Annotated in this window: 22 protein-coding genes; 1 reads left to right on the forward strand and 21 read right to left on the reverse strand. The window is 44.8% G+C overall.

Translation table 11 applies throughout. The features are described from left to right. Positions 1-231: 231 nt before the first annotated feature. The 15 genes from H2672_RS00600 to H2672_RS00670 form a co-directional block, all read right to left on the reverse strand. Positions 232-1,527, reverse strand: coding sequence for a methyl-accepting chemotaxis protein (locus H2672_RS00600; RefSeq protein ID WP_186667918.1), 1,296 nt, complete (start codon positions 1,525-1,527; stop codon positions 232-234). Between the two features lie 2 nt (positions 1,528-1,529). After that, positions 1,530-1,970, reverse strand: a complete 441-nt coding sequence (locus tag H2672_RS00605) for a low molecular weight protein arginine phosphatase (protein WP_186667919.1) — start codon at positions 1,968-1,970, stop codon at positions 1,530-1,532. A 58-nt stretch (positions 1,971-2,028) separates the two neighbouring features. Then, on the reverse strand, positions 2,029-2,532 hold the full coding sequence (locus H2672_RS00610) for a manganese efflux pump MntP (RefSeq protein ID WP_186667920.1): 504 nt from the start codon (positions 2,530-2,532) through the stop codon (positions 2,029-2,031). Positions 2,533-2,601: 69 nt separating this feature from the next. After that, positions 2,602-3,630 (reverse strand): L-threonylcarbamoyladenylate synthase, encoded by a 1,029-nt coding sequence (locus tag H2672_RS00615; RefSeq protein ID WP_186667921.1) that lies wholly within the window; start codon positions 3,628-3,630, stop codon positions 2,602-2,604. Positions 3,631-3,690: 60 nt separating this feature from the next. Then, the gene (locus tag H2672_RS00620; protein WP_186667922.1) at positions 3,691-4,248 is read right to left on the reverse strand and encodes a stage II sporulation protein R; all 558 of its coding nucleotides are present in this window, start codon (positions 4,246-4,248) and stop codon (positions 3,691-3,693) included. 44 nt (positions 4,249-4,292) lie between these two features. Further along, positions 4,293-5,147, reverse strand: coding sequence for a peptide chain release factor N(5)-glutamine methyltransferase (gene prmC / locus H2672_RS00625; protein WP_186667924.1), 855 nt, complete (start codon positions 5,145-5,147; stop codon positions 4,293-4,295). Beyond that, complete coding sequence (prfA, locus tag H2672_RS00630; protein WP_186667926.1) at positions 5,140-6,216, reverse strand: peptide chain release factor 1; 1,077 nt, start codon at positions 6,214-6,216, stop codon at positions 5,140-5,142. The genes prmC and prfA overlap by 8 nt, the downstream gene beginning before the upstream one ends. Positions 6,217-6,471: 255 nt before the next feature. Beyond that, on the reverse strand, positions 6,472-7,077 hold the full coding sequence (locus H2672_RS00635; RefSeq protein WP_186667928.1) for a thymidine kinase: 606 nt from the start codon (positions 7,075-7,077) through the stop codon (positions 6,472-6,474). Positions 7,078-7,261: 184 nt separating this feature from the next. Then, positions 7,262-7,483 carry a 50S ribosomal protein L31 gene (gene rpmE, locus H2672_RS00640; RefSeq protein ID WP_186667930.1) on the reverse strand — a complete coding sequence of 74 codons (222 nt, stop codon included), beginning with the start codon at positions 7,481-7,483 and terminating at the stop codon, positions 7,262-7,264. A 436-nt stretch (positions 7,484-7,919) separates the two neighbouring features. Continuing rightward, positions 7,920-9,203, reverse strand: a complete 1,284-nt coding sequence (gene rho / locus H2672_RS00645; RefSeq protein WP_186667932.1) for a transcription termination factor Rho — start codon at positions 9,201-9,203, stop codon at positions 7,920-7,922. A gap of 410 nt (positions 9,204-9,613) precedes the next feature. After that, positions 9,614-10,579, reverse strand: a complete 966-nt coding sequence (glpX, locus tag H2672_RS00650) for a class II fructose-bisphosphatase (protein WP_186667934.1) — start codon at positions 10,577-10,579, stop codon at positions 9,614-9,616. Positions 10,580-10,665: 86 nt separating this feature from the next. Continuing rightward, positions 10,666-11,943, reverse strand: a complete 1,278-nt coding sequence (locus tag H2672_RS00655) for a UDP-N-acetylglucosamine 1-carboxyvinyltransferase (protein WP_186667936.1) — start codon at positions 11,941-11,943, stop codon at positions 10,666-10,668. 19 nt (positions 11,944-11,962) lie between these two features. Continuing rightward, positions 11,963-12,610 carry a fructose-6-phosphate aldolase gene (gene fsa / locus H2672_RS00660; RefSeq protein WP_186667938.1) on the reverse strand — a complete coding sequence of 216 codons (648 nt, stop codon included), beginning with the start codon at positions 12,608-12,610 and terminating at the stop codon, positions 11,963-11,965. A gap of 163 nt (positions 12,611-12,773) precedes the next feature. Further along, entirely contained in the window at positions 12,774-13,631 is an 858-nt protein-coding gene (locus H2672_RS00665) for a class II fructose-bisphosphate aldolase (RefSeq protein WP_186667940.1), read from the reverse strand. Between the two features lie 97 nt (positions 13,632-13,728). Then, positions 13,729-14,088 carry a response regulator gene (locus H2672_RS00670; RefSeq protein WP_255485225.1) on the reverse strand — a complete coding sequence of 120 codons (360 nt, stop codon included), beginning with the start codon at positions 14,086-14,088 and terminating at the stop codon, positions 13,729-13,731. A 147-nt stretch (positions 14,089-14,235) separates the two neighbouring features. Between H2672_RS00670 and H2672_RS00675 the strand changes: the two genes are divergently transcribed. After that, positions 14,236-14,748, forward strand: coding sequence for a DUF2529 family protein (locus H2672_RS00675; RefSeq protein ID WP_222439264.1), 513 nt, complete (start codon positions 14,236-14,238; stop codon positions 14,746-14,748). A gap of 127 nt (positions 14,749-14,875) precedes the next feature. Here the strand turns inward: H2672_RS00675 and H2672_RS00680 are convergent, their stop codons facing one another. The 6 genes from H2672_RS00680 to H2672_RS00705 all read right to left on the reverse strand — a co-directional run bounded on the left by H2672_RS00680 (position 14,876) and on the right by H2672_RS00705 (position 24,401). Continuing rightward, positions 14,876-16,471: a CTP synthase gene (locus H2672_RS00680; RefSeq protein WP_186667942.1), complete on the reverse strand. Its 1,596-nt coding sequence runs from the start codon at positions 16,469-16,471 to the stop codon at positions 14,876-14,878. A gap of 160 nt (positions 16,472-16,631) precedes the next feature. Beyond that, positions 16,632-17,207 carry a DNA-directed RNA polymerase subunit delta gene (gene rpoE, locus H2672_RS00685; protein ID WP_186667943.1) on the reverse strand — a complete coding sequence of 192 codons (576 nt, stop codon included), beginning with the start codon at positions 17,205-17,207 and terminating at the stop codon, positions 16,632-16,634. A gap of 800 nt (positions 17,208-18,007) precedes the next feature. Beyond that, a complete protein-coding gene (gene icmF / locus H2672_RS00690) occupies positions 18,008-21,265 on the reverse strand; it encodes a fused isobutyryl-CoA mutase/GTPase IcmF (protein WP_186667944.1) in 3,258 nt (1,085 codons plus the stop codon). An 82-nt stretch (positions 21,266-21,347) separates the two neighbouring features. Beyond that, positions 21,348-21,968 carry a TetR/AcrR family transcriptional regulator gene (locus H2672_RS00695; RefSeq protein ID WP_483315860.1) on the reverse strand — a complete coding sequence of 207 codons (621 nt, stop codon included), beginning with the start codon at positions 21,966-21,968 and terminating at the stop codon, positions 21,348-21,350. Positions 21,969-21,986: 18 nt separating this feature from the next. Next, entirely contained in the window at positions 21,987-23,126 is a 1,140-nt protein-coding gene (locus tag H2672_RS00700; RefSeq protein ID WP_186667945.1) for an acyl-CoA dehydrogenase, read from the reverse strand. Positions 23,127-23,264: 138 nt separating this feature from the next. After that, positions 23,265-24,401, reverse strand: a complete 1,137-nt coding sequence (locus tag H2672_RS00705) for an acyl-CoA dehydrogenase (RefSeq protein ID WP_186667946.1) — start codon at positions 24,399-24,401, stop codon at positions 23,265-23,267. Positions 24,402-24,429 lie beyond the last annotated feature (28 nt).

Here is a 24,429-nt window from a genome sequence, read left to right on the forward strand (position 1 = left end):
GCGATACTTAGGCTAGGTTCCTTGAAAGGCGGCTCAGCTTTGTGGCCAAGAACGCCACACCGCAGATCCGCCTTATGCCTGTCGCATCTTAACGGCTGCTTCCGCTTTTCATTGTGTCTAGCTACAGCGGCTAGCCCCTCGAGTCGCTTCAGTCTTGCTGATAAAGGCAAAGAGCGCCTTTATCTTCAAGCCTTCCAGCGCTTTTCGGGGCTGAACAGCCGCTTCCGCTTTTCATTTAGTCCGATCAAACCGACTAATAACATTATAAAGGTCTTCAGATTGCCTTTTCAGTTCACTCGCCATCGCATCTGCCTGTTCAATTGACTGAACTTGTTCTTCTGTTGCTGCCCCGACTTCAAGTGCACCAGCGGATGTTTGTTCCGCGATTGCTGCAACTTCTTGTGATTGGCGTGCAGTTGTCTCTATATTTGTCAGCTGCAGTTCGACGAATTTTTTAATTTCAACGACAGAATCCGCCATACCATTCACTTTGGATGCCATTGCTTCGACATTTTCACTTGTTTCATTGGCACGATCTGCTTCGGTTGCCGCGGTCTTCACTTGTTGTTCCATTTCCTTCACGACTTTCGTAACGTCTGTCTGGATTGTTGCAACAAGATTTGAAATCCCATTTACGGCTTTGGCACTTTCATCAGCCAACAGACGCACTTCCTCTGCAACAACTGCAAATCCTTTTCCGTGTTCACCTGCACGCGCAGCTTCGATGGATGCATTCAATGCCAATAAATTCGTCTGTGCCGCAATATTACCTACAAGTTGGACGATTTCACCGATTTTCTGTGCATTGTGATCCAGTTGCCTAATTGTGCCAAGTGATAGTTCACTTTTTGAAGACATATTTCGGATACCATCGACAAGCATACGGAATACTTCTGTCGTGCGTACAAGTTCCTCAAGCATCTCTTTTGAGCGTCCAGAGGAATCTTCCGCTCTGTTGCTCACTTCAACAGCTAATAGCCGGACATCTTCAATTGCTTCTGCTGTTTCTTGAATAGCGATTGCCGATTCCTCTGCGCCGTGAGCAATCTCCTTGATGGTAGACGCTACTGCATCCGCCTGTCTCGCAGCAGCTCCGGTTTCAACTGATAAATTATCCACTGTACTTGCCGTCTTTTCATAGTTAATCTCAATTTGCCCGACTATCGTGCGCAAATTAAGAACCATATGCTGAAACGCTTCTGCTACTGAACGGATTTCATCAGACGAGTTTGGCAGTTTGATATCCGTACCGATTTCCCCGTCCGCAACTTTGTTGGCCGCTTCCTCGAGATTTTGCAATGGTTTCGTTAATATTGTACTGAAGAGTGCCGCTAACACACCTGACCAAAATATTCCCATTCCATACGTCATCACTGCGAACCAGAACGGTTCAAAGTTCGGGAAAAATTGTGGTTGTACGACATTAATAAATAATGCACTCGTTGTGTAAGTGACAATCGCAAGTATCGTTATAAATAAAATAAGCTTTCTTTTTAATCCGAACTTTTTTCCCCTTTTTTCTCTCATCACTATTCCTCCATCAATTTCCGTTCAAGCACATCGATAATTCCCGACAACTCATTGAAAACATGCCGGTATGTTTCGATATCGCCTCCGTACGGGTCGTACACATCGCCAGGTAATTCCGGTTTCACAAATCCTTTTAGTGTGAATATTTTACATTTCGCTTCTGGGTGGAAATGAATAAGATCAGCTTTATGCCCTTCTGTCATTGTTAAAACGACATCCGCCCACTTCAAATCCTCACTTGAAACAACTCTTGAAACAGGCGTGTAAAGCATGTCCGCTTCTTCGATAAGTGTTTTCGCGTTCAGAGAAATCGGCCAGCCGTCTTGTGCATGAACACCCGCTGAACGAACTGACACATTGTCAATCCCTCTAGAACGGAGAATCGCCTCCGCCATCGGGCTTCTGCACGTATTTCCGGTGCAAATCAAATAGATATTCATTCTTATCACCCTCCCACTTTAGAATAGCCGAGTTTTGCGAATAAAGAAACGGTCATTTTCAACTAAAACATGACAATACTCCTATTGTTAATAAAGCGAATCCTGCAATTAGCCTTAGGGCTTTCCCATTTTTAAGACCAAGATGTCCTTTTAATAGGAAGGCGGCACAGGAAAAGACAAAGGTAAATAATCCCGACGCGACGATGAAAAGAGTTTTATCCATATGGAGCATACCAAATGAAACACTCACCGAAAAGGCATCGATACTCACTGCAAATGCGATTAAAAATGGAGATAGCTGTTTTCCAGTAGAACTATTTTCACCGTCTTGTAGCAACATATGTATTCCAATCAAACTGAGCATTACACCAGATAAAATACTGCTCCAAACTGTAAATATATGCGCCGAAAGTTCTCCAGTTATGAATCCGAGAAACGGGAAAACCATATTGAGCAACGATGTCCAGAGTACTAATACAAATCTCCCTTTATTTATATGTAGGAAAGAATAAATCACTAAAACGTCCAAGGTCGTAATGCCAGCCACGAAAACTTCTGTCAAAGTAAAACCTCCCCGAAATCCGCATCAGTCAATCTTATGCGGTGTTCGAGGAGCTCATTCGTGTGGTATTCAGTTCATATAGTGTTTTCCTTCGGCCGCTTTCATTAATCTGTTCATAACAGCCGCTCCAACTCCAGCCACGTCCGTTTCAACAGCTAGAATAAGATCTGCTTCCGTCAAATCACATTTACGGAGCGCTCCGTATAAATTTGTCGCCATTGCTTCATTGTTACCTGCCAAGCCAATCGAAAAGTACCAATCCGCACCCAAAATGCCCAATTCATCAGGCCCTATCAGCGCGACCTTCTTACCTTCAGCGTGAAGTTTATCAATAGCTGCACGAATTTTATCAGCGTCGTAATTGATGACATAAAGTGGAGCTTCCGGCGCATAGTGCAAATACTTCATCCCTGGGGAACGTGGTGCTTGTCCGCCAGGTGACTTCGTTTCACAGTTTACAGGACCAATGATGCTCTCAATCATTTCTTGCGTTGTCCCCCCCGGCCGTAAAATAGTGGGCGGAACTGTCGTCATATCCAACACGGTTGACTCCACACCAACACCAGTCTGTCCTCCATCAAGAATGAGCGGAATAAGTCCGTCAAGATCTTTATGTACATGAGCCGCTTCAGTTGGACTCGGTTTTCCGCTTCGATTAGCACTCGGTGCTGCAAGCGGTTCACCTAGTGCACGCAGAAGTCCTAATGCAACCGGATGATCCGGCATTCGTATTCCCACCGTCTCAACGCCAGGCGTTACATTCGGGGCGATGACGCCGACTTTTTTGTGGAAAACAAGCGTAAGCGGGCCAGGCCAAAATGTCTCCATCAGCTTTTCCGCCTCTACGGAAATACCCGTTGCATAGTTGAAAACTTGTTCTTTATTACCAATATGTACGATGAGCGGATTGTCGGAGGGTCTCCCTTTTGCTCCGAAGATTTTTTGCACCGCTAACTCATCCGTTGCAAGTGCGCCCAAACCGTATACTGTCTCTGTAGGAAACGCGACGACACCGCCATTTTTTAAAATATCCACAGCCTGTTCATAGTTTCTTTTGTTATCCATAAAGTTATCCACTGAAACCACTTTTGTTTCCATGAGCTAATCCCCCACTTATACACATTTTAATCACTCTATCCACAAAGTTTGTTGGTAACTTTATGCGAATAGCCCTTTTATCCACTCCCAGACGAAAAAAGTGACTTTTTGTTCTTCTTCTTCTTTTTTATCCGGGAAACAGATTTTCGGGAACATTGCACACCACCAGTTATCCCCACGTCCACTACCAATTGTCAAAATGTAGGCATCGTATGTCGCTTGCGGGCTAATAAATAGACCCGAACGCTTCGGCGGAAACAATGCTTCTTTACGTTCAAGCGAAATAGCAGCGCCCTTTGACATAGCGTTAGCAATTTCGAGGATTTCGCTTTCGAGTGCCACCAAGTTATCCCCAAGTTCTTTTTTTGTACGCGACTTATTCACTGCATTTTCAATGAGCGGCTGAATTTCATGTTGGATACTTATTTTAATCTGCTGATCGGCAGACGTATCTGAATGGGCAAGTAGTCTGAAACGGATAGTATCCTCTTCTTCTGTCGCCGTCATGAATACCGCTATGAATGCCTGAATAATGATGAGCATGATGATGAATTCAATATAAGGCAACCATTTTTGACCTATTGTTTTCTTTCTTATAATCTCGTAGTCTGTTAACATGTCTATCCCCTCCTACTCTGCATTGTTGCCAGAGTAGGAGGGATTTATTCACAAGTCTCGCAAAATATCATTCGGTCTTTGCCATTGATATCTTTTACCGTTTCAACTAAGGCTTCTGGGAATGCCTCTTCGAACAACTTATGCACAGCTGGTCCTTGCAGGTAGCCAATTTCGACTGCGATAAGGGAAGGCTTGTTCATAAGTGGCGGCAAGCTTTCGGCAAGCTTTCGATAAAAGTAGAGTCCGTCTTCATCCGCAAATAATGCATTATGCGGTTCGTGGTCGAGGACCGTACCAGACATTAAAGCCGCTTCGTCATGCGCGATGTAGGGTGGATTGGATAACACGACGTCCCACTTGTCCTGCGAGATCGGCGCCGTTATATCTCCTTGCAGAAAAGTAATTTCAGCGTCGTTCGCTTTTGCGTTATACTTCGCAATTGCAAGTGCACCTTCACTGATGTCCGTTGCAGTAACAAGAGCTTCAGGCCATTCTTTTTTGAATGAAACCGCGATTGCGCCGCTACCTGTTCCGATATCTGCGATGGTAATTTTTTTAGTAGCGAAGATTTTTTTGCTTCGTTCAAGCGCTCCGTAAACGAGCTCTTCTGTTTCTGGGCGCGGAATTAGAACATTTTCATCCACTTTGAAGGTGTAGCCGTAGAAACCTTCTTCACCAATGACATATTGCACGGGTCTTCCTTCGAGCAGTTCGGCGGTTTTATCCCAAAAGTCCTTGTGTTGCTCGCCTGTAAGTTGTTCCTGTACATCTGCAAATAAAGAAGCTCTGGACTTTTGCGTGACAAATTCCATAAGGAGCTGTGCAGCATGTGGCTCAAAGCCTTGTTGTTCTAATAAAGAAGAAGCCCGCTGGAGAGCTTCATAGATTTTTTCAGTCATTGCGATCCAAACTTTCTAGGCGGTATGCCTGTTCTTCCATAATTAGCGCGGCGATGACTTCATCGAGTTTACCTTCAATAATTTGATCGAGTTTCTGGATTGTCAGCCCGATACGGTGATCAGTCACCCTGTTTTGCGGGAAGTTGTATGTGCGAATCCGTTCAGAACGGTCGCCTGTACCGACTGCAGATTTCCTTTTTTCATCGTACTCATCTTGGATTTCTCGTGTGAATTTATCGGAAACACGTGCGCGTAATACTTTCATCGCTTTTTCTTTATTCTTAATCTGCGATTTCTCATCTTGAATAGACACGGTAATACCTGTTGGAAGATGCGTCAATCGGACGGCGGACATCGTTGTGTTGACCGACTGACCTCCAGGACCAGATGAACAGTAGGTATCCGTTCGAATATCTTTTTCATGGATGACAATTTCGATTTCTTCCGCTTCTGGAAGGCATGCGACGGTTGCTGTTGAGGTATGCGTACGCCCGCCGGATTCAGTTTCCGGGACCCGTTGCACGCGGTGTGCCCCGTTTTCAAATTTCAATTTGGAGTAGGCGCCCGTTCCGTTAATCATGAAAATAATTTCTTTGAAGCCACCGAGCTCTGTAGGAGATGAATCCAATACTTCTACTTTCCAGTGGTTCATTTCCGCGAAGCGACTGTACATACGGAATAAGCTACCCGCGAACAGTGCCGCTTCATCGCCACCTGCCGCGCCCCGGATTTCCATGATAACGTTTTTGTTGTCGTTCGGATCTTTTGGCACGAGCAATATTTTCAGCTTTTCTTCGAATGATTCGATTTGATCTTCAAGGTCGGATACTTCCATTTTGACAAGTTCTTTCATTTCATCGTCAAGATGGTCATTCAGCATTTCTTTGGCGCTTTTAAGTTCTGCTTTTGCGTGTTTATAGTCACGGTACGTTTCGACCGTTTCCTGCAAGCCAGACTGCTCCTTCGAATAATCACGAAGTTTTGTAATGTCGCTCACTACCGCTGGATCACTGAGCATTTCATTCAGATGATCATATCGGTCTTCTACTGCTTGTAACCTATCAAACATTGTGGACACCTCTTTTTCAGGACTGTTTTGTACGTTCATTGTACGGGAATTCGCTTGGTAAATACAGTTATTTCACTGATGTCGACGTTCTTGTGAAAGTTGACAACGTTTCGCGCGATGTTCGCACCGTTCTGGCGAAAGTTAACAACGCTACTCCTAAACTAAACAATACTCCAGAGAAACTTAGCAACGTTGCGCCCGCATCGCTATGCACCAAAAAACCCGCCCTATTCTGCCGGACGGGCTCGATTGCTGTTAACCTTTTGAAGTTGCTACAGCTGTTACACCTTTTGGTACTTCGTGGTGCTTGCGGCATCTTGGTTCATACGCTTCTGAAGCGCCGACTAGAATGATGGGATCATCATAGCCCGCAGGCGTGCCGTTAATGAGCCGCTGCGTTCGACTTGAGGGCGATCCACACGCCGTGCAGACAGCCTGTAATTTGGTAACATGTTCAGCCACAGCCATTAGACGCGGCATTGGTCCGAATGGTTCGCCACGGAAATCTTGGTCAAGTCCAGCGACGATTACACGGAATCCACGATTGGCCAATTCCATCACGACGTCGACGATACCCTCGTCAAAAAACTGGGCTTCATCGATTGCGATTACGTCATAATCATCGGTGACAAACTGTTCAATATGGTTGGAGCTGGCAATCGGATTCGCGATAACAGTTGTCCCATCATGGCTGACAACGGCTTCTTCGCTAAAACGATCATCGATTTCCGGTTTGAATACCGCAATTTTTTGTTTGGCGAACTGCGAACGTCTTATTCGTCGAATCAATTCCTCGGATTTACCTGAAAACATACTGCCGCAAATGACCTCAATCCAACCGCCCTGCATAGTTACGTACATGGTGAATCTCCTTCCAGTTGCTTCTATATAATTATTTCTTTACATATCATTGGATTATCTATCATACCCTAAAGTCAGTCGAATTTAACGTCTTTTATTTCAAGCCTACATGTGTTAGACATGTTTTTCTCCAAAAAGAAATACCCGCCCGGCGCTTGTGCACCTGACGGGTATTGAGAAGATCTTACTCTTCTTCGCGGCCTTCTTCTTTGAGACCATATTTTTTGTTGAAGCGGTCGACACGTCCGTCCGCTTGAGCAAATTTCTGGCGTCCAGTGTAGAATGGGTGGCATTCATTACAAACTTCAATGCGAATGTCTTCTCTTACAGAACCTGTTTCAAATGTGTTACCACATGAACAAGTAACAGTTGACACTTTATAAGCTGGGTGAATTGCTGCTTTCATCAATCTCTCTCCTTTCGCCCTGAACCATCTGGAACAGAGTTGTATTATAAGACTGATGCCTTACACGGTCCGTGTTCGTCAACCGCATATGCACGCAGATATTATTTAAGTTACCTTAGAGATTATAACAAGATTATTGTTCTGATGCAACTATTTTAATTCGATGGTTCCATTGAATAATGCTGCGGCGCTCGGGGTAGCCTTCGCTGTGTATATATACAGTTTCGCACACTCAACCATCCAGTACAGAACCACAAAAAATGCACTGTGCCTGTTACTGACACCATTCGTGCCCTTCGAATTGTGGCAGCAAATCGAACAGCGCAGGGTTCGGTTTGTATAATTTCTGTGCCCTTGACAGAAATTATACAGGTAAATACACCACACACTAGGTTGCATGTACCACAATAAAGCACTCACTAAAGCCGGCATTCTATTACAACAGCCCTTTACCGTTGCGGTGGGCTTTCATTTCATCATTTAATTTGTCGAAGAACTCTTCGTTTGTTTTTGTCAGACGCAACTTCTTCATGAAACGTTCTGTAAAGTCATGCGAATCGGAAAATGTTTTGCGAATTGCCCATAGCTTTTCAAGTTGGTCAGCAGGAATAAGTAATTCTTCTTTGCGCGTACCCGACCGGCGAATGTCGAGTGCTGGGAAGATCCGTCGTTCCGCAAGATTACGGTCAAGATGCAACTCCATATTGCCTGTTCCTTTGAATTCTTCATAGATCACTTCATCCATGCGTGAACCTGTGTCGATCAAAGCCGTCGCAAGAATGGTCAAGCTACCGCCTTCTTCGAGATTACGTGCTGCCCCGAAAAATCGTTTTGGTCGATGGAATGCAGCCGGATCGATACCGCCTGACAGTGTACGTCCGCTTGACGGAATAACAAGGTTATATGCACGCGCAAGCCGTGTAATGGAATCCATGAGAATGATAACATCTCTTTTATGTTCTACAAGTCGCATCGCCCGTTCCAATACAAGCTCCGCCACTTTGACGTGGTTTTCCGGTAATTCATCGAAAGTTGAACTGACTACGTCAGCCTTCACGGAGCGTTCGATATCCGTCACTTCTTCTGGTCTTTCATCAATCAGAAGGACAATCAGTTCCGCATCAGGATGGTTTAATGTGATGGAATTCGCAATTTCCTTCAACAGCAGTGTTTTCCCTGCTTTTGGCGGAGCGGCGATGAGTCCGCGCTGACCGAAACCAACCGGCGAAATAAGATCCATAATACGTGTCGATAACTTTAATGGATCCGTTTCAAGTTTGATATGACGGTCTGGATAGAGTGGTGTTAGGGCTGGGAAATGCACGCGTTCACGCGCTACTTCTGGATCTTCTCCATTGACGGCTTCCACTTGCAGAAGGCCATAATAACGTTCTGACTCTTTTGGCGGTCGAACTTTCCCACTTACTTTATCACCGTTTCGAAGATCAAAACGTCGGATTTGTGAAGCGGAAATATAGATATCTTCCGAGCTCGGTGAGTAGTTGATTGGCCGAAGGAAGCCGTAGCCCTCCGATTGGATGATTTCAAGGACGCCTTCCATAAAGAAGAATCCTTCCTGTTCAGCTCTTGATTTCAATATAGCAAAAATAAGTTCTTTTTTTGTCAACTTGCTGTAATATGCAATTTTATATTCTTTTGCATGGGCATATAACTCTTTTAAAATCATATTCTCCAATGCTGATATCGTTAACACTGTCATCTATTGGCACCACTCTTTAGGTTAATGGGTTAAAGTGAAACTTCAATCAGAGGGGGGTTCCTTATCCCCTACTGATTATTTAAGGAACTTAGGCTAAGAGCGCCACGTCCTGTGGCAAAGCCTAAGTAACCAACAGGGAGGAATGAACTGCAATTCCTCCTCGTTGGCCCTCACCATTCAGGCTTTTACAGGCAGTTGACCCCAAACTCCACTTGCTTCGGGTTTCTGAGAACCTTGACGTCGGGGTCTTACTGCGCGTTAATGCGGGAAAATTTTTTGAGGTTAATCTAGGAAGGTATTTCATAATGATATATCCTGAAGGTCCGCTTCAAACGAGGACCTTCAGGATATATACAGGTACTTCCTATACAAGCGAAGATGCCCGGTTTATGGCCGGGCGATGAGCTCTATCAGTCTTGCATGACAAGCAGAGGTTTTTTCTCCATGCTGTGACGGCCTTCAACAAAACGAATTGTGCCGGACTTCGAACGCATAACTAATGAATGTGTTTCACAGTAACCGCCTTTAAATTGTACGCCTCGAAGAAGTTCTCCGTCTGTTACGCCAGTTGCAGCGAATATCGCGTCGTCTCCTTTGACAAGGTCGTCCATGTAAAGTACTTTGTCGACGTCGATTCCCATCTTGATGCAACGTTCGCGTTCTGCATCATTTGAAGGAACGAGTCTACCCTGGATTTCGCCACCAAGGCATTTCAGTCCAACTGCAGCGATAACGCCTTCTGGTGCTCCGCCAAGTCCAAATAAAATGTCTACGCCGGTTTCATCAAAAGCAGTATTGATAGCTGCCGCAACATCACCATCATTGATAAGCTTAATGCGTGCGCCTGAAGCGCGAATTTCTTCGATGATAGCAGCGTGACGTTCCCTGTTAAGAACAGTCGCAACAATGTCACCGATATCTTTGTTTTTAGCTTTAGCAACAGCCATAAGGTTTTCAGTTACGGATGCATCAATATCGATTTTACCAACCGCTTCAGGACCGACAGCAATTTTGTTCATATACATATCTGGTGCGTTCAAGAGATTGCCTTTATCCGCAATTGCAATAACTGCAAGTGCGTTCCAGCCGCCTGCTGCGACAATATTTGTTCCTTCAAGCGGGTCAACAGCGACGTCCACTTCAGGACCATTTCCAGTCCCTAGCTTTTCACCAATATAAAGCATCGGTGCTTCGTCCATTTCCCCTTCACCAATTACGACAACCCCTTGCATCGGAATTGTGTCGAATACGGTACGCATTGCTGTTGTTGCAGCGTCGTCCGCTTCGTTTTTCAATCCGCGTCCCATCCAACGTGAAGCTGATACTGCCGCTGCTTCTGTAACACGAACTAATTCCATAGATAAACTACGTTCCATTTGTGTTCCTCCTGGTATACGGTTAGATCCCGTAAGTTTTGGCACTCTGACTAATTATAGCATAATTTTTTCTAGTGTTGGGTCGTTCATTCGCCCACGATTGCTTCTTCCGAAATCGAAACTTTACGGATATCCGCACCAATTCCCTGGAGTTTTTCGATAAGGGAACTATACCCGCGCTCGATGTGCTGAATTTCTTGTACTTCAGTCACTCCATCGGCAATGAGTCCCGCAATAACGAGCGCGGCCCCTGCACGAAGATCCGATGCGCGTACTGTTGCCGCCTGAAGCTGCGTCGGTCCAGCTAGAATTGCTGATCGTCCTTCGACGCGTGCATCAGCATTCATCCTTGTGAGCTCGTCGATATGTTTAAATCTAGCAGAGTAAACCGTATCTGTAATGACGGAAGGTCCAGCTGCTTGCGTTAGCAACACCGATAATGGCTGTTGAAGATCCGTCGGAAAACCTGGATAGACAAGTGTTTTCACATCGACGGCGTGTAATTTACGCGACTTTGGAATGAAAATTTGTTCTTCACCTTCAACAATATCAACGCCCATTTCGCGAAGTTTCGCTGTAAGCGCCTCAACGTGGAATGGAATGACATTTTCGATTGTGACACCATCGCCCGCTGCAGCAGCCATAATCATGAAAGTACCCGCTTCAATTCGATCTGGAATAATCGTGTGCCTTGTGCCATGAAGTTTTTCCACGCCATCTATACGAATGACATTCGTTCCTGCGCCCTTGATTTTCGCACCCATATTAGACAGCAGTGTAGCGACGTCAATGATTTCAGGTTCCTTCGCTGCATTCTCAATTGTCGTACGACCCGTTGCGAGAACTGCTGCAAGCATGATATTAATTGTTGCGCCAACACTGATGACGTCCAAATAGATTTTCGCACCGCGTAATTCTTCAGCGCGCAAATAAATAGCACCGTGTTCGTTGGTTACTTTTGCACCGAGCGCTTCGAAACCTTTGATATGCTGATCGATTGGTCGTGGCCCCAGATGACAACCACCTGGCAAACCGATGACTGCGTGCTTGAATCTACCAAGCATCGCGCCCATCATATAGTAGGATGCACGAAGCTTCTTCACGTTACCGTTCGGAAGCGGCATCGATATCATTTCTGTTGGATCAATCGTCATCGTTCCTTTATTAAATTCAACTTTCCCACCGATGTCTTCCAGTAGCGCCTGAAGGGTAACGACATCCGAAATTTCTGGCAGCCCTTCAATTGTAACGGGGGAATCAGCCAGAATTGAAGCCGGGATAAGTGCAACCGCACTATTTTTAGCACCACTCACTTTAATTGACCCTTGCAATGGTTTGCCGCCTGTTATTTTATAAACGTCCATATGACTCTCCTTCGATGCCTTACTTGTTCTTTCTAGTTTCCCAGTCCGCAAGAAATGCTTCGATTCCTTTATCCGTTAGTGGATGCTTGAATAGCTGCGTCAACACATTGAACGGTGTCGTTGCAATGTCTGCACCACTAAGCGCTGCGTCTGTAATATGCTGTGGGCTGCGGATGGATGCAGCAATAATTTCTGTTTTGATATTGTGGATTGAGAAGATATCTGCAATCGTAGAGACTAACGCCATGCCATCTTGTCCAATGTCATCAAGTCTGCCGAGGAATGGGGAAACATATGTCGCTCCTGCACGTGCTGCAAGAAGTGCCTGATTTGCACTGAAGATAAGCGTCACGTTTGTTTTGATGCCTTCTTGTGAGAAGACCGAGCAAGCTTTCAGTCCTTCAGGTGTCATTGGCAATTTCACTGTAATATTTGGTGCAATTTCCGCCAATTCACGTCCTTCTTTAATCATGCCTTCCGCATCAAGCGCGATGACTTCTGCACTGACTGAACCAGGGACAAGTGCGGCAATTTCTCGCAATCTATCATGGAAATGTACATCTTCTTTTGCGACAAGAGAAGGATTTGTTGTAACTCCTGATAGTATGCCCCAAGTATGCGCTTCTTTGATTTCTTCAAAATTTGCTGTATCGATGAAAAATTTCATGAATAAATTCCCCCTAGTAGTATGGATGTAATCCTATATTGAATACATTATGGTAAGTACTTTTCTTAGCGCCTCGTTTTTGCAAAAAATCTACGAAGAAACCTTAAAAGAAGGAGAATACATCAATGCTGACGTTTCTCCTCTTACTTTTTGCTACGTATAATTAAGCTTTTTGTGAACTACCGAATTCGCGCATTTTACCGATAACCGTTAATTTGATGGCATCGCGCATCGGCGTCAAGAATTTACGTGGATCGTAGGCTTCAGCGTCTGCCGCAAGTTTTTCACGAACAGCTTTTGTTCCTTGAATTTGATTTTCTGTATTAACGTTAATTTTAGCCGTTCCGAATGAAATGGATTTTTGGATATCTTTTAACGGAATACCTGTTCCGCCATGCAGGACAAGTGGTAAATCCGATTGACTTGAGATTTCTTCCATTTCCTTAAAACCAATGTTTGGCTCGCCTTTATATGGTCCGTGGACTGATCCTAGTGCAGGTGCAAGACAGTCGATTCCTGTTTTGTCCACAAGCTCTTTACATTCTGCAGGGTTCGCATAAATGACGCCTTCAGCAATAATATCATCTTCCTGGCCTCCAACGACCCCAAGTTCTGCTTCAACAGAAACTCCCCGTTCATGTGCAAAATCAACTACACTTTTCGTAATTTCAATATTTTCCGCAAGTGGTTTCGATGAAGCGTCGATCATAACGGAAGTGAAACCTGCTTCAATTGCTTCTTTACATTTCTCGAAGCTTGAACCATGATCAAGATGAATCGCGACAGGAACTGTGATCTTATAATCGTGCATAAGGCCTTTCACCATGTTGACAACCGTTGTGAAACCGCCCATATATCGTGCCGCACCTTCAGATACACCAAGGATGACAGGAGATTGTTCTTCTTGTGCCGCCAGCAAAATTGCTTGCGTATATTCAAGGTTGTTTAAATTAAACTGACCTATTGCGTATCCTTCTTTTTTCCCTTTGATCATCATTTCTTTCATGGAAACAAGTGCCATGCGAATTCCTCCTTAGGATCTTGAAAAGAGTAGTGTGATTATTGTATACCACTATTATCATAACAAAAACAGCCAGTGTTTACCACTGCCTGCTTTGTCAGTTTTTGAACATTGCGTTCACTGCATCACGGACTTCATAGATATCAAATGGCTTAGTGAAATATTTCACAGCCCCAGTTTTTAATGCATCTTCCGTTAATTCAATTTCACCATATGCAGTCATCATGATGACTGGTATCTCTGGCCAGCCAATTTTTAATCTTTTTAAAACCTCTAATCCATCTATGCCTGGCATTTTCATATCAAGCAGGACACAGCCTGGCACTTCTTGTTCCACCGCTTGGAGTGCGTCTAATCCATTTGCAGCTAGCGTTGTTTTAAACCCTTCCCGGCGGAACACTTCATCCAGCAATAATCGTATTCCCTTTTGATCATCGACAATTAACAGACTCTTCAATCTCCATCCCCTCTTTCTGCAATCCCATGATGTTATACCTACCCTATTTGACAAACTTCCCATATACCCTTCTTTTTTGACAAAACTTTGTCTTTTGCTTTCCAGGACCCTTCTTCCTATAATAAGCTTGAGGTGGTAATTTTGAAAATGTTGACGACACAAATCAGTGGACTTCTTCAACGTATCGCTGGAAACGGTGAAGAGTCTATTGAAGAGACAGCCCGTCTTCTCGCGCAGGCAACAATTGGTGATGGTCGTATTATTATTGCGGGCTTTGGTGAAATGGAGGCAGTAACTGCAACCGCCCTTCACGGTGCGGAACCCCTTAACGGCGCCGTCCGTTATGAGTTTGGGATGGATATTTCAACAGCCGACCGGATTTGGTTGTTAACGCGTTCTGCGATGGATGAGCCTGCATTAGAACTTGCACGGCAACTTACTGAATGCTTCATTCCATTTGCTGTACTCGCCGCCGAAAAGCCAGGCACAGATAATGAACTTCAAGATTTAGCCTATACATATCTATCAACTGGGCTTACGCGCGGTTTATTGCCTGGCGACGACGGCGTTCGGATTGTTCAGCCGCATGCGCTCAGTGCATTGTTTGTTTATGAAGCTGTGAAGATTGCGTATGATGAAATGATTTTGGACGAGGATTGAGGATAAGTAAAAGCTGCACATGAGCGGGGATTTCCCGTTTATGTGCAGCTTTTTTAGGGTTGGTGAGTGGTGGTTATGCTTGGTCATTCGACATATATGATCGGTCCAATAGTTTGCAACTGAAACTTTATTCTTTCCCTGCCATTACTGCTCCGATGAATTCACGGAATAGCGGTTGTGGACGTGTTGGGCGTGATGCGAATTCTGGATGGAACGAGACACCTACAAAGAATGGGTGATCTTCCAGCTCGATGATTTCCACAAGTTGGTCATTCGGGCTTATCCCAGACAAAGTCATGCCAGCTGCCTCGAATTGCTCACGGTATTCATTATTAAATTCAAAGCGGTTACGATGGCGTTCGTAGATCAACTCTTCGCCGTAAGCAGCGCGCGCTTTCGTTCCTTCTTTTAATTTACATGGATAGACACCAAGTCTGAAGTAATCTTCCACATTGCCATTGATTTCAGCTGGACTCTCGATTATTTGATTCGTCGTCTCTTTATCAAATTCAACCGAGTGAGCATCTTTGATTCCCATGACATTGCGTGCATATTCAACTGCAGCCAATTGCATGCCTAGGCTGATTCCGAAAAATGGTACGCGATTTGTACGTGCATATGTGATTGCTGCAATTTTACCGTCAATCCCGCGGCTTCCAAAACCAGCTGGAACAAGGATTCCGTCAACATCCGATAATAATTCAGCTGCATTCTGTGCTGTCACATCTTCCGAAGAAATCCACTTTATTTCTATTTCTGCGTCGAAACCGTAACCTGCGTGACGAAGTGCTTCAACCGCAGAGATATAAGCATCTTGCATTTCGACATACTTCCCTACAAGTCCGATTCGCACTTTTTTCGATAGGGATTTCACTTGGTTTACTAGTGCTTTTATCTCCGTCATATCTGGTTCTATTGTGTCCAGTTCCAGGAAATCTACGACGATTTTATCCATATTCTGTTCATGCAATCTAAGTGGCACTTCGTATAGCGTCTCTGCGTCAAGCGCTTCGATCACTTCTTCCGATTTAATATTACAGAACAATGCAATCTTATCTTTCATCTCTTGCGGCACTGGATATTCGCTACGTAAAACGATCATATTTGGCTGAATACCAAGGCTTCGAAGTTCTTTAACACTGTGCTGTGTTGGTTTTGTTTTCATCTCGCCGGCTGCATGTAAGTAAGGAATGAGTGTGTTATGGATGTACATAACATCACTTTTCCCAAGATCCGTTTTCATCTGACGAAGTGCTTCAAGATACGGAAGAGATTCAATATCGCCGACACTGCCACCAATTTCTGTAATAACAACGTCTGCGTTCGTCTCTTTTCCAGCGCGTTTAATCAGGCTTTTGATTTCATTTGTAATATGAGGGATGACTTGAACTGTCGCTCCATTGTATTCACCACGACGTTCTTTTTTCAGTACTGATGAATACACTTTCCCCATTGTAACGTTCGAGAACTTGTTCAATTTGATGTCGATAAAACGCTCATAATGGCCAAGATCTAGATCCGTTTCTGCCCCATCTTCTGTAACGAAGACCTCGCCATGTTGTAAAGGACTCATCATCCTTGGGTCAACGTTAATGTATGGATCGAACTTTTGGATTGTCACCTGAAGTCCTCGAGATTTTAATAGTCGTCCAAGTGATGCCGCGTTGATTCCTTTACCTAGTGATGAGACAACACCACCGGTTACGAAAATATACTTCGTCATGTTTATTCCTCCATTCGCCTATTTCGTTCTAGTTAATAAAACAATAAAAAGCGCCCCGTCTGTAGACAGTATCTACAGGAGGAGCGCATATACACTGGTTCATGTCCTTTTAAGGAGCCCAGTCAAAATTTTATAGCGTCAGACGCCTGAAGTCAAGTAATTATTCCTTGATTTCATCCTCGTCTTCCTCTTCTTCGTCTTCTTCATCAAGTTCAAGATCTGCATCATCGGGAATGATTTCAAGCTCGTCATCTGGGTCAATAAGATCTACTTCGATCTCGACAACTTCCTCTTCTTCTTCCTCGTCGTCTTCATCGTCATCCTCGTCGTCGTCGTCTTCATCGATCAGTTCATCGAATTCTTCGTCGAACAACTCATCCTCGTCATCCTCGTCATCAATGATGTCATCGTCTTCAAGCAACGCTTTTTTCTTTTTCTTCTTACGTACTTTTACGACTGGAGCTGTTTCTACTTCGATTTGATCGACCGGATACCATTCCCGCAGTCCCCAACGGTTGTCGTTGATAGCAAGGAATCTCCCATCAATGTTCATGTCCGTATAGAATTGTTGCAGTTTTGTTCGCATAACTCGTTCCGTTATACCGTTAAGTTTGCGGATTGCGTCCATTAGCTGAAGCAATGTTAGCGGCTCTTTTCTTTCCGCCAGAACTGCATAGGCGATGTCAATCATCGATTCCTCAAACAGTTGTTCTTTCGTCATTTCACGGATGTTCAATTAATGCACGTCCTTTCTATAAAGCGAAACTTCAATCAGTGGGGGATTTCCTCATCCCCCTCTGATTGTTAGTTAAGCCATTCGGGCATTTATGGGCAGTTGATCCCCATTTACTCTTCCTATTTCTATGAAGAGTTGAAATGGGGATCTTACTGCCCGTTAATGCGGGATAAACACAAACATACTTATCATTATAAACAATGCAGTCCAAAATATGCTACATTCTTTTATTCTTTTTGGAGTGTCGAAGTTCTTTCACACAAATAGACCCCAAATATACTCCAGAAAGTAAAAAAGGGATTGCACCTAGTCCTTTATCATATAGCAGAAAAATGAGGGTGGCAAGGATGGCTATGATCAATATATGCATATATAGTTTCACGCCAGCACCCCTTCCATTCATTGTCTCTATTATACGTGAGAATTACAAGCAATATCCATTTAAATGAAAAGTACACGCTAAACAATTTTAAATGGTATGTAGGAGATAGAGATTTCCTTCAACACGCTTTGTCGCTTGGTGATGGCCTTACGCAATCAGCCCGTCAGAAGATCACTGTCGGTCTGATTGCTTCGGCTCACACTTGTCGCTCCTTCGCTAGATTTGTTCGTTATACTGGCACGACACACTCACGAAAACGAAAAATCCGTGCTAAACCGAAGTTTGCACGAATTTACTGTCCAGCTTCAGCGGCCAGCCTCTCGGGTCGCTTCGGGTCATCTGATAAAGGCAAATGGCGCCTTTTTCAGATGACCCTCCAGCGCCTGTCGAGGCTTAACGGCCGCTTCCGCTTTTCTTGTTACATATTCCTTCTATATTGCCCGCCTACTTCATACAACGCATTCGTAATCTGTCCCAAACTCGCAACTCTTACCGTCTCCATCAATTCTTGGAAGATATTTCCGCCCGATACTGCTGCTTCTTTCAGCTTCTTCAAGGCTTCTTCGGTTTGATTGGCATGTACGTTTTTGAATGCACGTAAGTTGAGAATTTGTGTTTCTTTCTCTTGTTGCGTGGCACGCGCGATTTCCATGTTATCGACGTCATCAGACGATGGTGGATTCGGATTCAAGTATGTGTTAACGCCGATGATTGGCAACTCGCCCGAATGCTTTTTCATTTCATAATGCATCGATTCTTCTTGAATTTTACCGCGTTGGTATTGTGTTTCCATCGAACCGAGCACGCCGCCGCGGTCGTTTAGGCTTTCGAACTCGCGCAAGACCATTTCTTCAACGAGATCCGTTAATTCATCGACAATAAATGCGCCCTGAAGCGGATTTTCATTTTTCGACAGGCCGTGCTCATTTGTGATGATCATCTGAATAGCCATCGCACGACGGACTGATTCTTCCGTTGGCGTTGTAATGGCTTCGTCATACGCATTGGTGTGAAGCGAGTTACAGTTATCCTGCAATGCCATAAGCGCCTGCAATGTTGTGCGGATATCGTTAAAATCAATTTCCTGCGCGTGCAAGCTGCGTCCTGATGTTTGGACATGGTATTTCAATTTCTGACTACGTTCGTTGGCGCCATATTTCTCGCGCATCGCGACTGCCCAAATACGGCGGGCAACGCGTCCGATAACCGTATATTCCGGATCCAGTCCGTTCGAGAAGAAGAACGACAAGTTTGGAGCGAAATCATCGATATTCATGCCTCGGCTCAAGTAATATTCAACATATGTGAAGCCATTTGACAGTGTGAATGCCAATTGTGAAATTGGATTCGCACCTGCTTCAGCGATATGATAGCCAGAAATCGACACCGAGTAGTAATTACGTACTTTTTCATCGATGAAGTACTGCTGGATATCCCCCATCATGCGAAGTGCGAATTCCGTCGAGAAGATACATGTATTCTGCCCTTGGTCTTCTTTAAGTATATCCGCTTGCACCGTTCCACGAACTGCTTGAAGCGTTCCTTCTTTGACTGCAATGAATTCTTCAACCGTCAGTGCACGCCCCAGTTTTTCCTCGTTTATGCGCACTTGTTGATCGATTGCTGTATTCATAAACATGGCAAGAATAATCGGCGCTGGACCGTTAATCGTCATGGAAACAGACGTTGCGGGTGCACACAGATCGAAACCTTCGTACAGTTTTTTCATATCTTCTAGCGTACAGACGCTGACGCCAGATTCCCCGACTTTACCGTAAATATCTGGGCGTTCATCTGGGTCTTCTCCGTACAATGTCACAGAGTCAAACGCCGTTGACAGTCGCTTCGCATCGTCATCTTTCGATAAATAGTGGAAACGACGATTTGTTCGTTCCGGCGTTCCTTCTCCTGCAAATTGACGTTTTGGATCTTCGCCTTCGCGTTTGAATGGGAATACGCCTGCTGTATACGGGTATGAGCCCGGTACATTTTCTTTATAAACCCAGCGAAGAATTTCTCCGTAATCTTTGAATTTCGGCAACGCGACTTTTGGTATTTTCAATCCAGAAAGACTTGTAGTTGTCAAAGCAGTGCGCAGTTCTTTGTCGCGAACTTTTGTGATGAATTCATCGCCTGCGTAGGCTTCCTTCAACTTCTCCCAGTTGGCGAGGATACGTTTTGACTCTGACGTCAATTCTTCTTTGATGCCCTCCGCAAGTGCTTGCAGTGAAGTCACAAGCGCATCGTCTGGCGCTTGTTCGTTGACCGTTTGAATAGCTCCTTCAAGCTGGAATAATTTGCGTGCAAGTGTTTCCTGCACTTCGGATTTTTTATGGTACCCACGAACCGTGTCTGAGATTTCACGTAAATATTGCTGACGGTCGTTCGGGATGATGACGTTTTGTTTTTGCGTTTTGACGAATTGCCCATAAGACGTTTCCCAGTCAAGGCCGCATTTGTCGTTCAATACGGAAACGAGTGCCGCAAACAGTGAATTCGTCCCTTTGTCGTTGAACTGGCTTGCGATTGTGCCGTACACCGGCATTGTATCGAGGTCTTTATCCCATAGAAGATGGCTGCGCTGATACTGTTTCTGTACTTGACGCAATGCATCTTCAGAGCCTTTACGCTCGAATTTATTGATGACAATCAGGTCTGCGAAATCAATCATGTCAATCTTTTCAAGTTGTGTCGGCGCACCGAATTCACTTGTCATGACATACATCGAAGCATCAGAGACTTCCGTAATTTCCGCGTCCCCTTGCCCGATTCCGCTTGTTTCAACAACGATCAAGTCGAAACCAGCTGTTTTCACGACGTCTAGCACATCCCGAATCGCTCCGGAAAGTTCTGTACGGGAACCGCGTGTTGCAAGACTTCGCATGAATACGCGTTTGTTGAAGATGGCATTCATGCGAATGCGGTCACCCAGTAACGCCCCGCCTGTTTTTTGTTTCGTCGGGTCAATCGATAGGATTGCGACCCTTTTTCCTGGTAGTTCATGAAGGAATCTACGAATTAATTCGTCAGTAAGCGAACTTTTTCCCGCCCCACCTGTTCCAGTAATCCCAAGAACCGGCGTATTTTTAGAAAGTGTACGTGCTTTTTCAACAACTGCAGCTGCTTGCGCGTCGTCCTGGCCGTACATTTCCTCCACAAACGTAATTACATTTGCAAGTACTTCCGGCTGATCGACAGTTATTTTTTCAAGGTTTTCCATTTCATTGTCAGTCGCTGTGAGGTAATCGCATTGCTCCATCATTCGGTTAATCATCCCTTGAAGGCCCATTTTGCGCCCGTCTTCAGGCGAAAAGATCCATGTGATGCCGTAGTCATGCAGTTCTTTGATTTCCTTCGGAATGATAACTCCGCCGCCACCTGCGTAAATGCGAATATGCGGCGCCCCTTTTTCCTGAAGAAGATCATACATGTATTTGAAATATTCAACGTGCCCGCCTTGGTACGAAGACATTGCAATTGCTTGAACGTCTTCCTGAATTGCCGCGTTGACAACTTCCTCAACGGAGCGATTATGCCCCAAGTGAATTACTTCTGCGCCACTCGCTTGCATAATACGACGCATGATATTGATGGATGCGTCATGACCATCAAAAAGACTCGACGCTGTAACGAACCGAATATGGTGTTTCGGTTTATAAATCTCAACTGTTGCCATATGTGGAACACCCCTTTTGCTCTAGATGCCAGGTACTCATACAATTTAAAGTTTATGAATTGTGTGAGTACCTGCACCCTACTTATTTCCCGATTAATCCCCTAAAAAGCTGATCAGTTTGAACGCGAATATAATCTTCTATCGTATAGCTTTTATGCAATGCCCATCTGCGAAATGCCCACATCTGCCCTTGAACGACGATGTGATGTGCCGCGATACCTACTTGTTCTGTTGAAATGCGCAATTCCCCTGATTTTGCACATGCATCCAGCAGACTTTCGAACAAAGCGACCATTTCCATTTCTTTTTTCAGAACGTATTGCAATGCATCTTTTGGTAGCGATTTCGACTCTTGGTACATCACCAGAAATTCATCTGACATATCATCAATCAAATGATAATACTGGTTAATGGCCACTTGTAATCCCTCAACTGTCCCTTCCTGAGTAGGCAGAGCAGAAAGGCGGTCATGCACTTCGTTATAAATGCTGTCACAAACGAGGTAGAGTACATCTTCCTTGGTGCGAATATATTCATAAAGCGTTCCAATGCTAAATCCCGATGCTTTTGCGATTTCGCGGGTTGTCGCACGGTGGAACCCTTTCTCTTTAAAAAGCTTCACCGCACCCCGAATCATCTGTTCACGTCGTTTTTCAATCAGATTTTCATCTTTGACAGATGATTTCACTTCTCGTTTATTCACTTTCCTACACCTCCCCGCTTATTTTGTCAGCATACGGGAGATAACGAGGCGCTGAATTTCTTGCGTTCCTTCGTAGATCTGCGTAATTTTTGCATCACGCATATAACGCTCAACTGGATAGTCTTTTGTATACCCGTAGCCGCCGAAAACTTGAACAGCGTCTGTTGTCACTTTCATAGCTGTATCTCCAGCCATTAGTTTTGCCATTGCAGATGCCTGGCCATATGGTAAGTTGTTTGACTCAAGCCAAGCTGCTTGGTATGTCAACAGTCTTGAAGCTTCCGTTGCTGTCGCCATATCTGCCAATTTGAAGCCGATGCCTTGGTTTGCAGCGATTGGTTTACCGAACTGAACACGCTCTTTCGCATAGTCAACAGCTGCGTCAAGTGCCCCTTGTGCAATTCCGACTGCTTGTGCAGCAATTCCGTTACGGCCGCCGTCGAGTGTTTTCATAGCGATGATGAAGCCTTCCCCTTCTTCACCAAGAAGGTTTTCTTTCGGTACACGACAGTTGTCGAACATGATTTCAGTTGTAGGCGATGAACGAATGCCAAGTTTGCGCTCTTTTTTCCCAACTGAGAAGCCAGGGAAATCTTTTTCTACGATAAATGCGCTAGTTCCTTTATGTTTTGAATCTGGATCAGTAACCGCGAAGACGATGTAGATGTCAGCAATACCGCCGTTTGTAATGAATATCTTAGAACCATTTAAGACGTAGTCGTCCCCGTCCAGCTTCGCTGATGTGCGCATGCCGCCTGCATCAGAACCAGAACTTGGCTCTGTTAGACCGTATGCCCCCATTTTTGTACCTTCTGCCATTGGACGAAGGTATTGTTGTTTCTGTTCTTCCGTACCGTATTTAAATACTGGCCAGCCTGCAAGCGAGGTATGAGCGGAAAGAGTGACGCCTGTTGACGCACAAACACGTGACAATTCTTCTACAGCGATACAATACGCAAGGAAGTCACTGCCGATGCCGCCATACTCTTCAGGCCAAGGAATACCTGTCAGTCCAAGATCCGCCATTTTCTTGAAGATTTCCATGTCGAAACGTTCTTCTTCATCACGTTCTGCTGCTGTTGGCGCGACTTCATTTTCTGCAAAGTCGCGGACCATTTTGCGGATCATTTCGTGTTCTTCGGATAGTTTAAAGTTCATTGGGTTTCCCACCTTATTTGGTATTTGGTTGGTATTTATCATTAATATTTATTGTATAATTCCTGCAAAGGGCACAGGAATTATACAAACCGAACTCTTCGTTGTTCGGTTTGCAATTACGCCCTAAAAACGCAGACATCACTTCATCAAATGTTTGCTAATAACAATGCGCTGAATTTCGCTTGTACCTTCGTAGATTTCTGTTACTTTTGCGTCGCGGAAATAGCGCTCGACTGGGTAATCTTCTGTGTAGCCATAACCGCCGAATACTTGAACTGCTTCAATCGATCCTTCTACTGCCGCTTTTGAGGCGAAAAGCTTAGCCATTGATGCTTCTTTTCCGCATGGCAGGCCTTCTGCACGAAGTTGTGCGGCACGGTAGACGAGTAGTTTTGCTGCCTCGACCGCTGTTGCCATATCTGCTAGTTTGAATCCTACGCCTTGTTGAGCGGCGATTGGTTTACCAAATTGGACGCGTTGTTTGGCGTACTCTGTTGCTGCTTCAAGTGCTGCTTCTGCGATACCAAGTGCTTGCGCCGCGATGCCGATGCGACCAACATCTAGGTTCGCCATCGCAATTTTGAAACCACCACCTTCTTCGCCTAGCAAGTTTTCAGAAGGTACTTTCATTTGATCAAACGACAACTCCACTGTTCTTGAACCGTGAAGCCCCATTTTCCATTCATCTTTTCCGATGACGAGGCCTGGTGTGTCTTTATCGACGATAAATGCTGAAATACCATACGTCCCTTTAGACGGATCTGTCGATGCAAAGACGATGTAAACATCCGCTTCGCCACCGTTGGTAATAAACATTTTAGAGCCGTTGAGCACATAATGATCGTCTTTTTTGACTGCACGTGTTTTAAGTGAGCCTGCGTCAGAACCGGATGATGCTTCTGTCAGGCAGAAAGCGCCAAGGTATTCGCCGCTAGCCAATTTCGGGAGGTAACGGTTTTTCTGTTCGTCGTTACCGAAATACATAATCGGGTTTGTACCAACCGATGTATGAACGGAAAGAATGACACCGACAACGGCACTTACTTTCGACAGTTCATGGATAGCGCTAATATACGAGATGAAATCCATGCCCGCCCCACCGTATTGTTCTGGAACAGTAATGCCCATCAAACCGAGCCCGCCCATTTTCGTTAAAATTTCACGCGGGAATTCCCCAGCTTCCATTCGTGGAATGAACGGTTCGATTTCAGTCTTTGCAAAATTTTGTACCATGTCGCGCATCATCTGCTGTTCTTCGGTGAATGTTAAATCCATTATGATTTCCCCTTTAAATGTAAGCGTT

This window comes from Sporosarcina sp. BP05, assembly GCF_014282005.1.
Classification (GTDB): Bacteria; Bacillota; Bacilli; order Bacillales_A; family Planococcaceae; genus Sporosarcina.

Excerpts from the sequence above, each read along its gene's own strand:
- prmC (WP_186667924.1), bottom strand. The coding sequence starts at position 5,147 with ATGACTGAAAAAATCTATGAAGCTCTCCAGCGGGCTTCTTCTTTATTA.
- H2672_RS00615 (WP_186667921.1), bottom strand. The coding sequence starts at position 3,630 with ATGGAAACAAAAGTGGTTTCAGTGGATAACTTTATGGATAACAAAAGA.
- H2672_RS00605 (WP_186667919.1), bottom strand. The coding sequence starts at position 1,970 with ATGAATATCTATTTGATTTGCACCGGAAATACGTGCAGAAGCCCGATG.
- rpmE (WP_186667930.1), bottom strand. The coding sequence starts at position 7,483 with ATGAAAGCAGCAATTCACCCAGCTTATAAAGTGTCAACTGTTACTTGT.
- prfA (WP_186667926.1), bottom strand. The coding sequence starts at position 6,216 with ATGTTTGATAGGTTACAAGCAGTAGAAGACCGATATGATCATCTGAAT.
- glpX (WP_186667934.1), bottom strand. The coding sequence starts at position 10,579 with ATGGAACGTAGTTTATCTATGGAATTAGTTCGTGTTACAGAAGCAGCG.
- icmF (WP_186667944.1), bottom strand. The coding sequence starts at position 21,265 with ATGGCAACAGTTGAGATTTATAAACCGAAACACCATATTCGGTTCGTT.
- H2672_RS00680 (WP_186667942.1), bottom strand. The coding sequence starts at position 16,471 with ATGACGAAGTATATTTTCGTAACCGGTGGTGTTGTCTCATCACTAGGT.
- rho (WP_186667932.1), bottom strand. The coding sequence starts at position 9,203 with ATGACAGTGTTAACGATATCAGCATTGGAGAATATGATTTTAAAAGAG.
- H2672_RS00665 (WP_186667940.1), bottom strand. The coding sequence starts at position 13,631 with ATGGCACTTGTTTCCATGAAAGAAATGATGATCAAAGGGAAAAAAGAA.
- H2672_RS00705 (WP_186667946.1), bottom strand. The coding sequence starts at position 24,401 with ATGGATTTAACATTCACCGAAGAACAGCAGATGATGCGCGACATGGTA.
- H2672_RS00635 (WP_186667928.1), bottom strand. The coding sequence starts at position 7,077 with ATGTACGTAACTATGCAGGGCGGTTGGATTGAGGTCATTTGCGGCAGT.
- H2672_RS00655 (WP_186667936.1), bottom strand. The coding sequence starts at position 11,943 with ATGGACGTTTATAAAATAACAGGCGGCAAACCATTGCAAGGGTCAATT.
- H2672_RS00620 (WP_186667922.1), bottom strand. The coding sequence starts at position 4,248 with ATGTTAACAGACTACGAGATTATAAGAAAGAAAACAATAGGTCAAAAA.
- H2672_RS00600 (WP_186667918.1), bottom strand. The coding sequence starts at position 1,527 with ATGAGAGAAAAAAGGGGAAAAAAGTTCGGATTAAAAAGAAAGCTTATT.
- fsa (WP_186667938.1), bottom strand. The coding sequence starts at position 12,610 with ATGAAATTTTTCATCGATACAGCAAATTTTGAAGAAATCAAAGAAGCG.
- H2672_RS00700 (WP_186667945.1), bottom strand. The coding sequence starts at position 23,126 with ATGAACTTTAAACTATCCGAAGAACACGAAATGATCCGCAAAATGGTC.
- H2672_RS00675 (WP_222439264.1), top strand. The coding sequence starts at position 14,236 with ATGTTGACGACACAAATCAGTGGACTTCTTCAACGTATCGCTGGAAAC.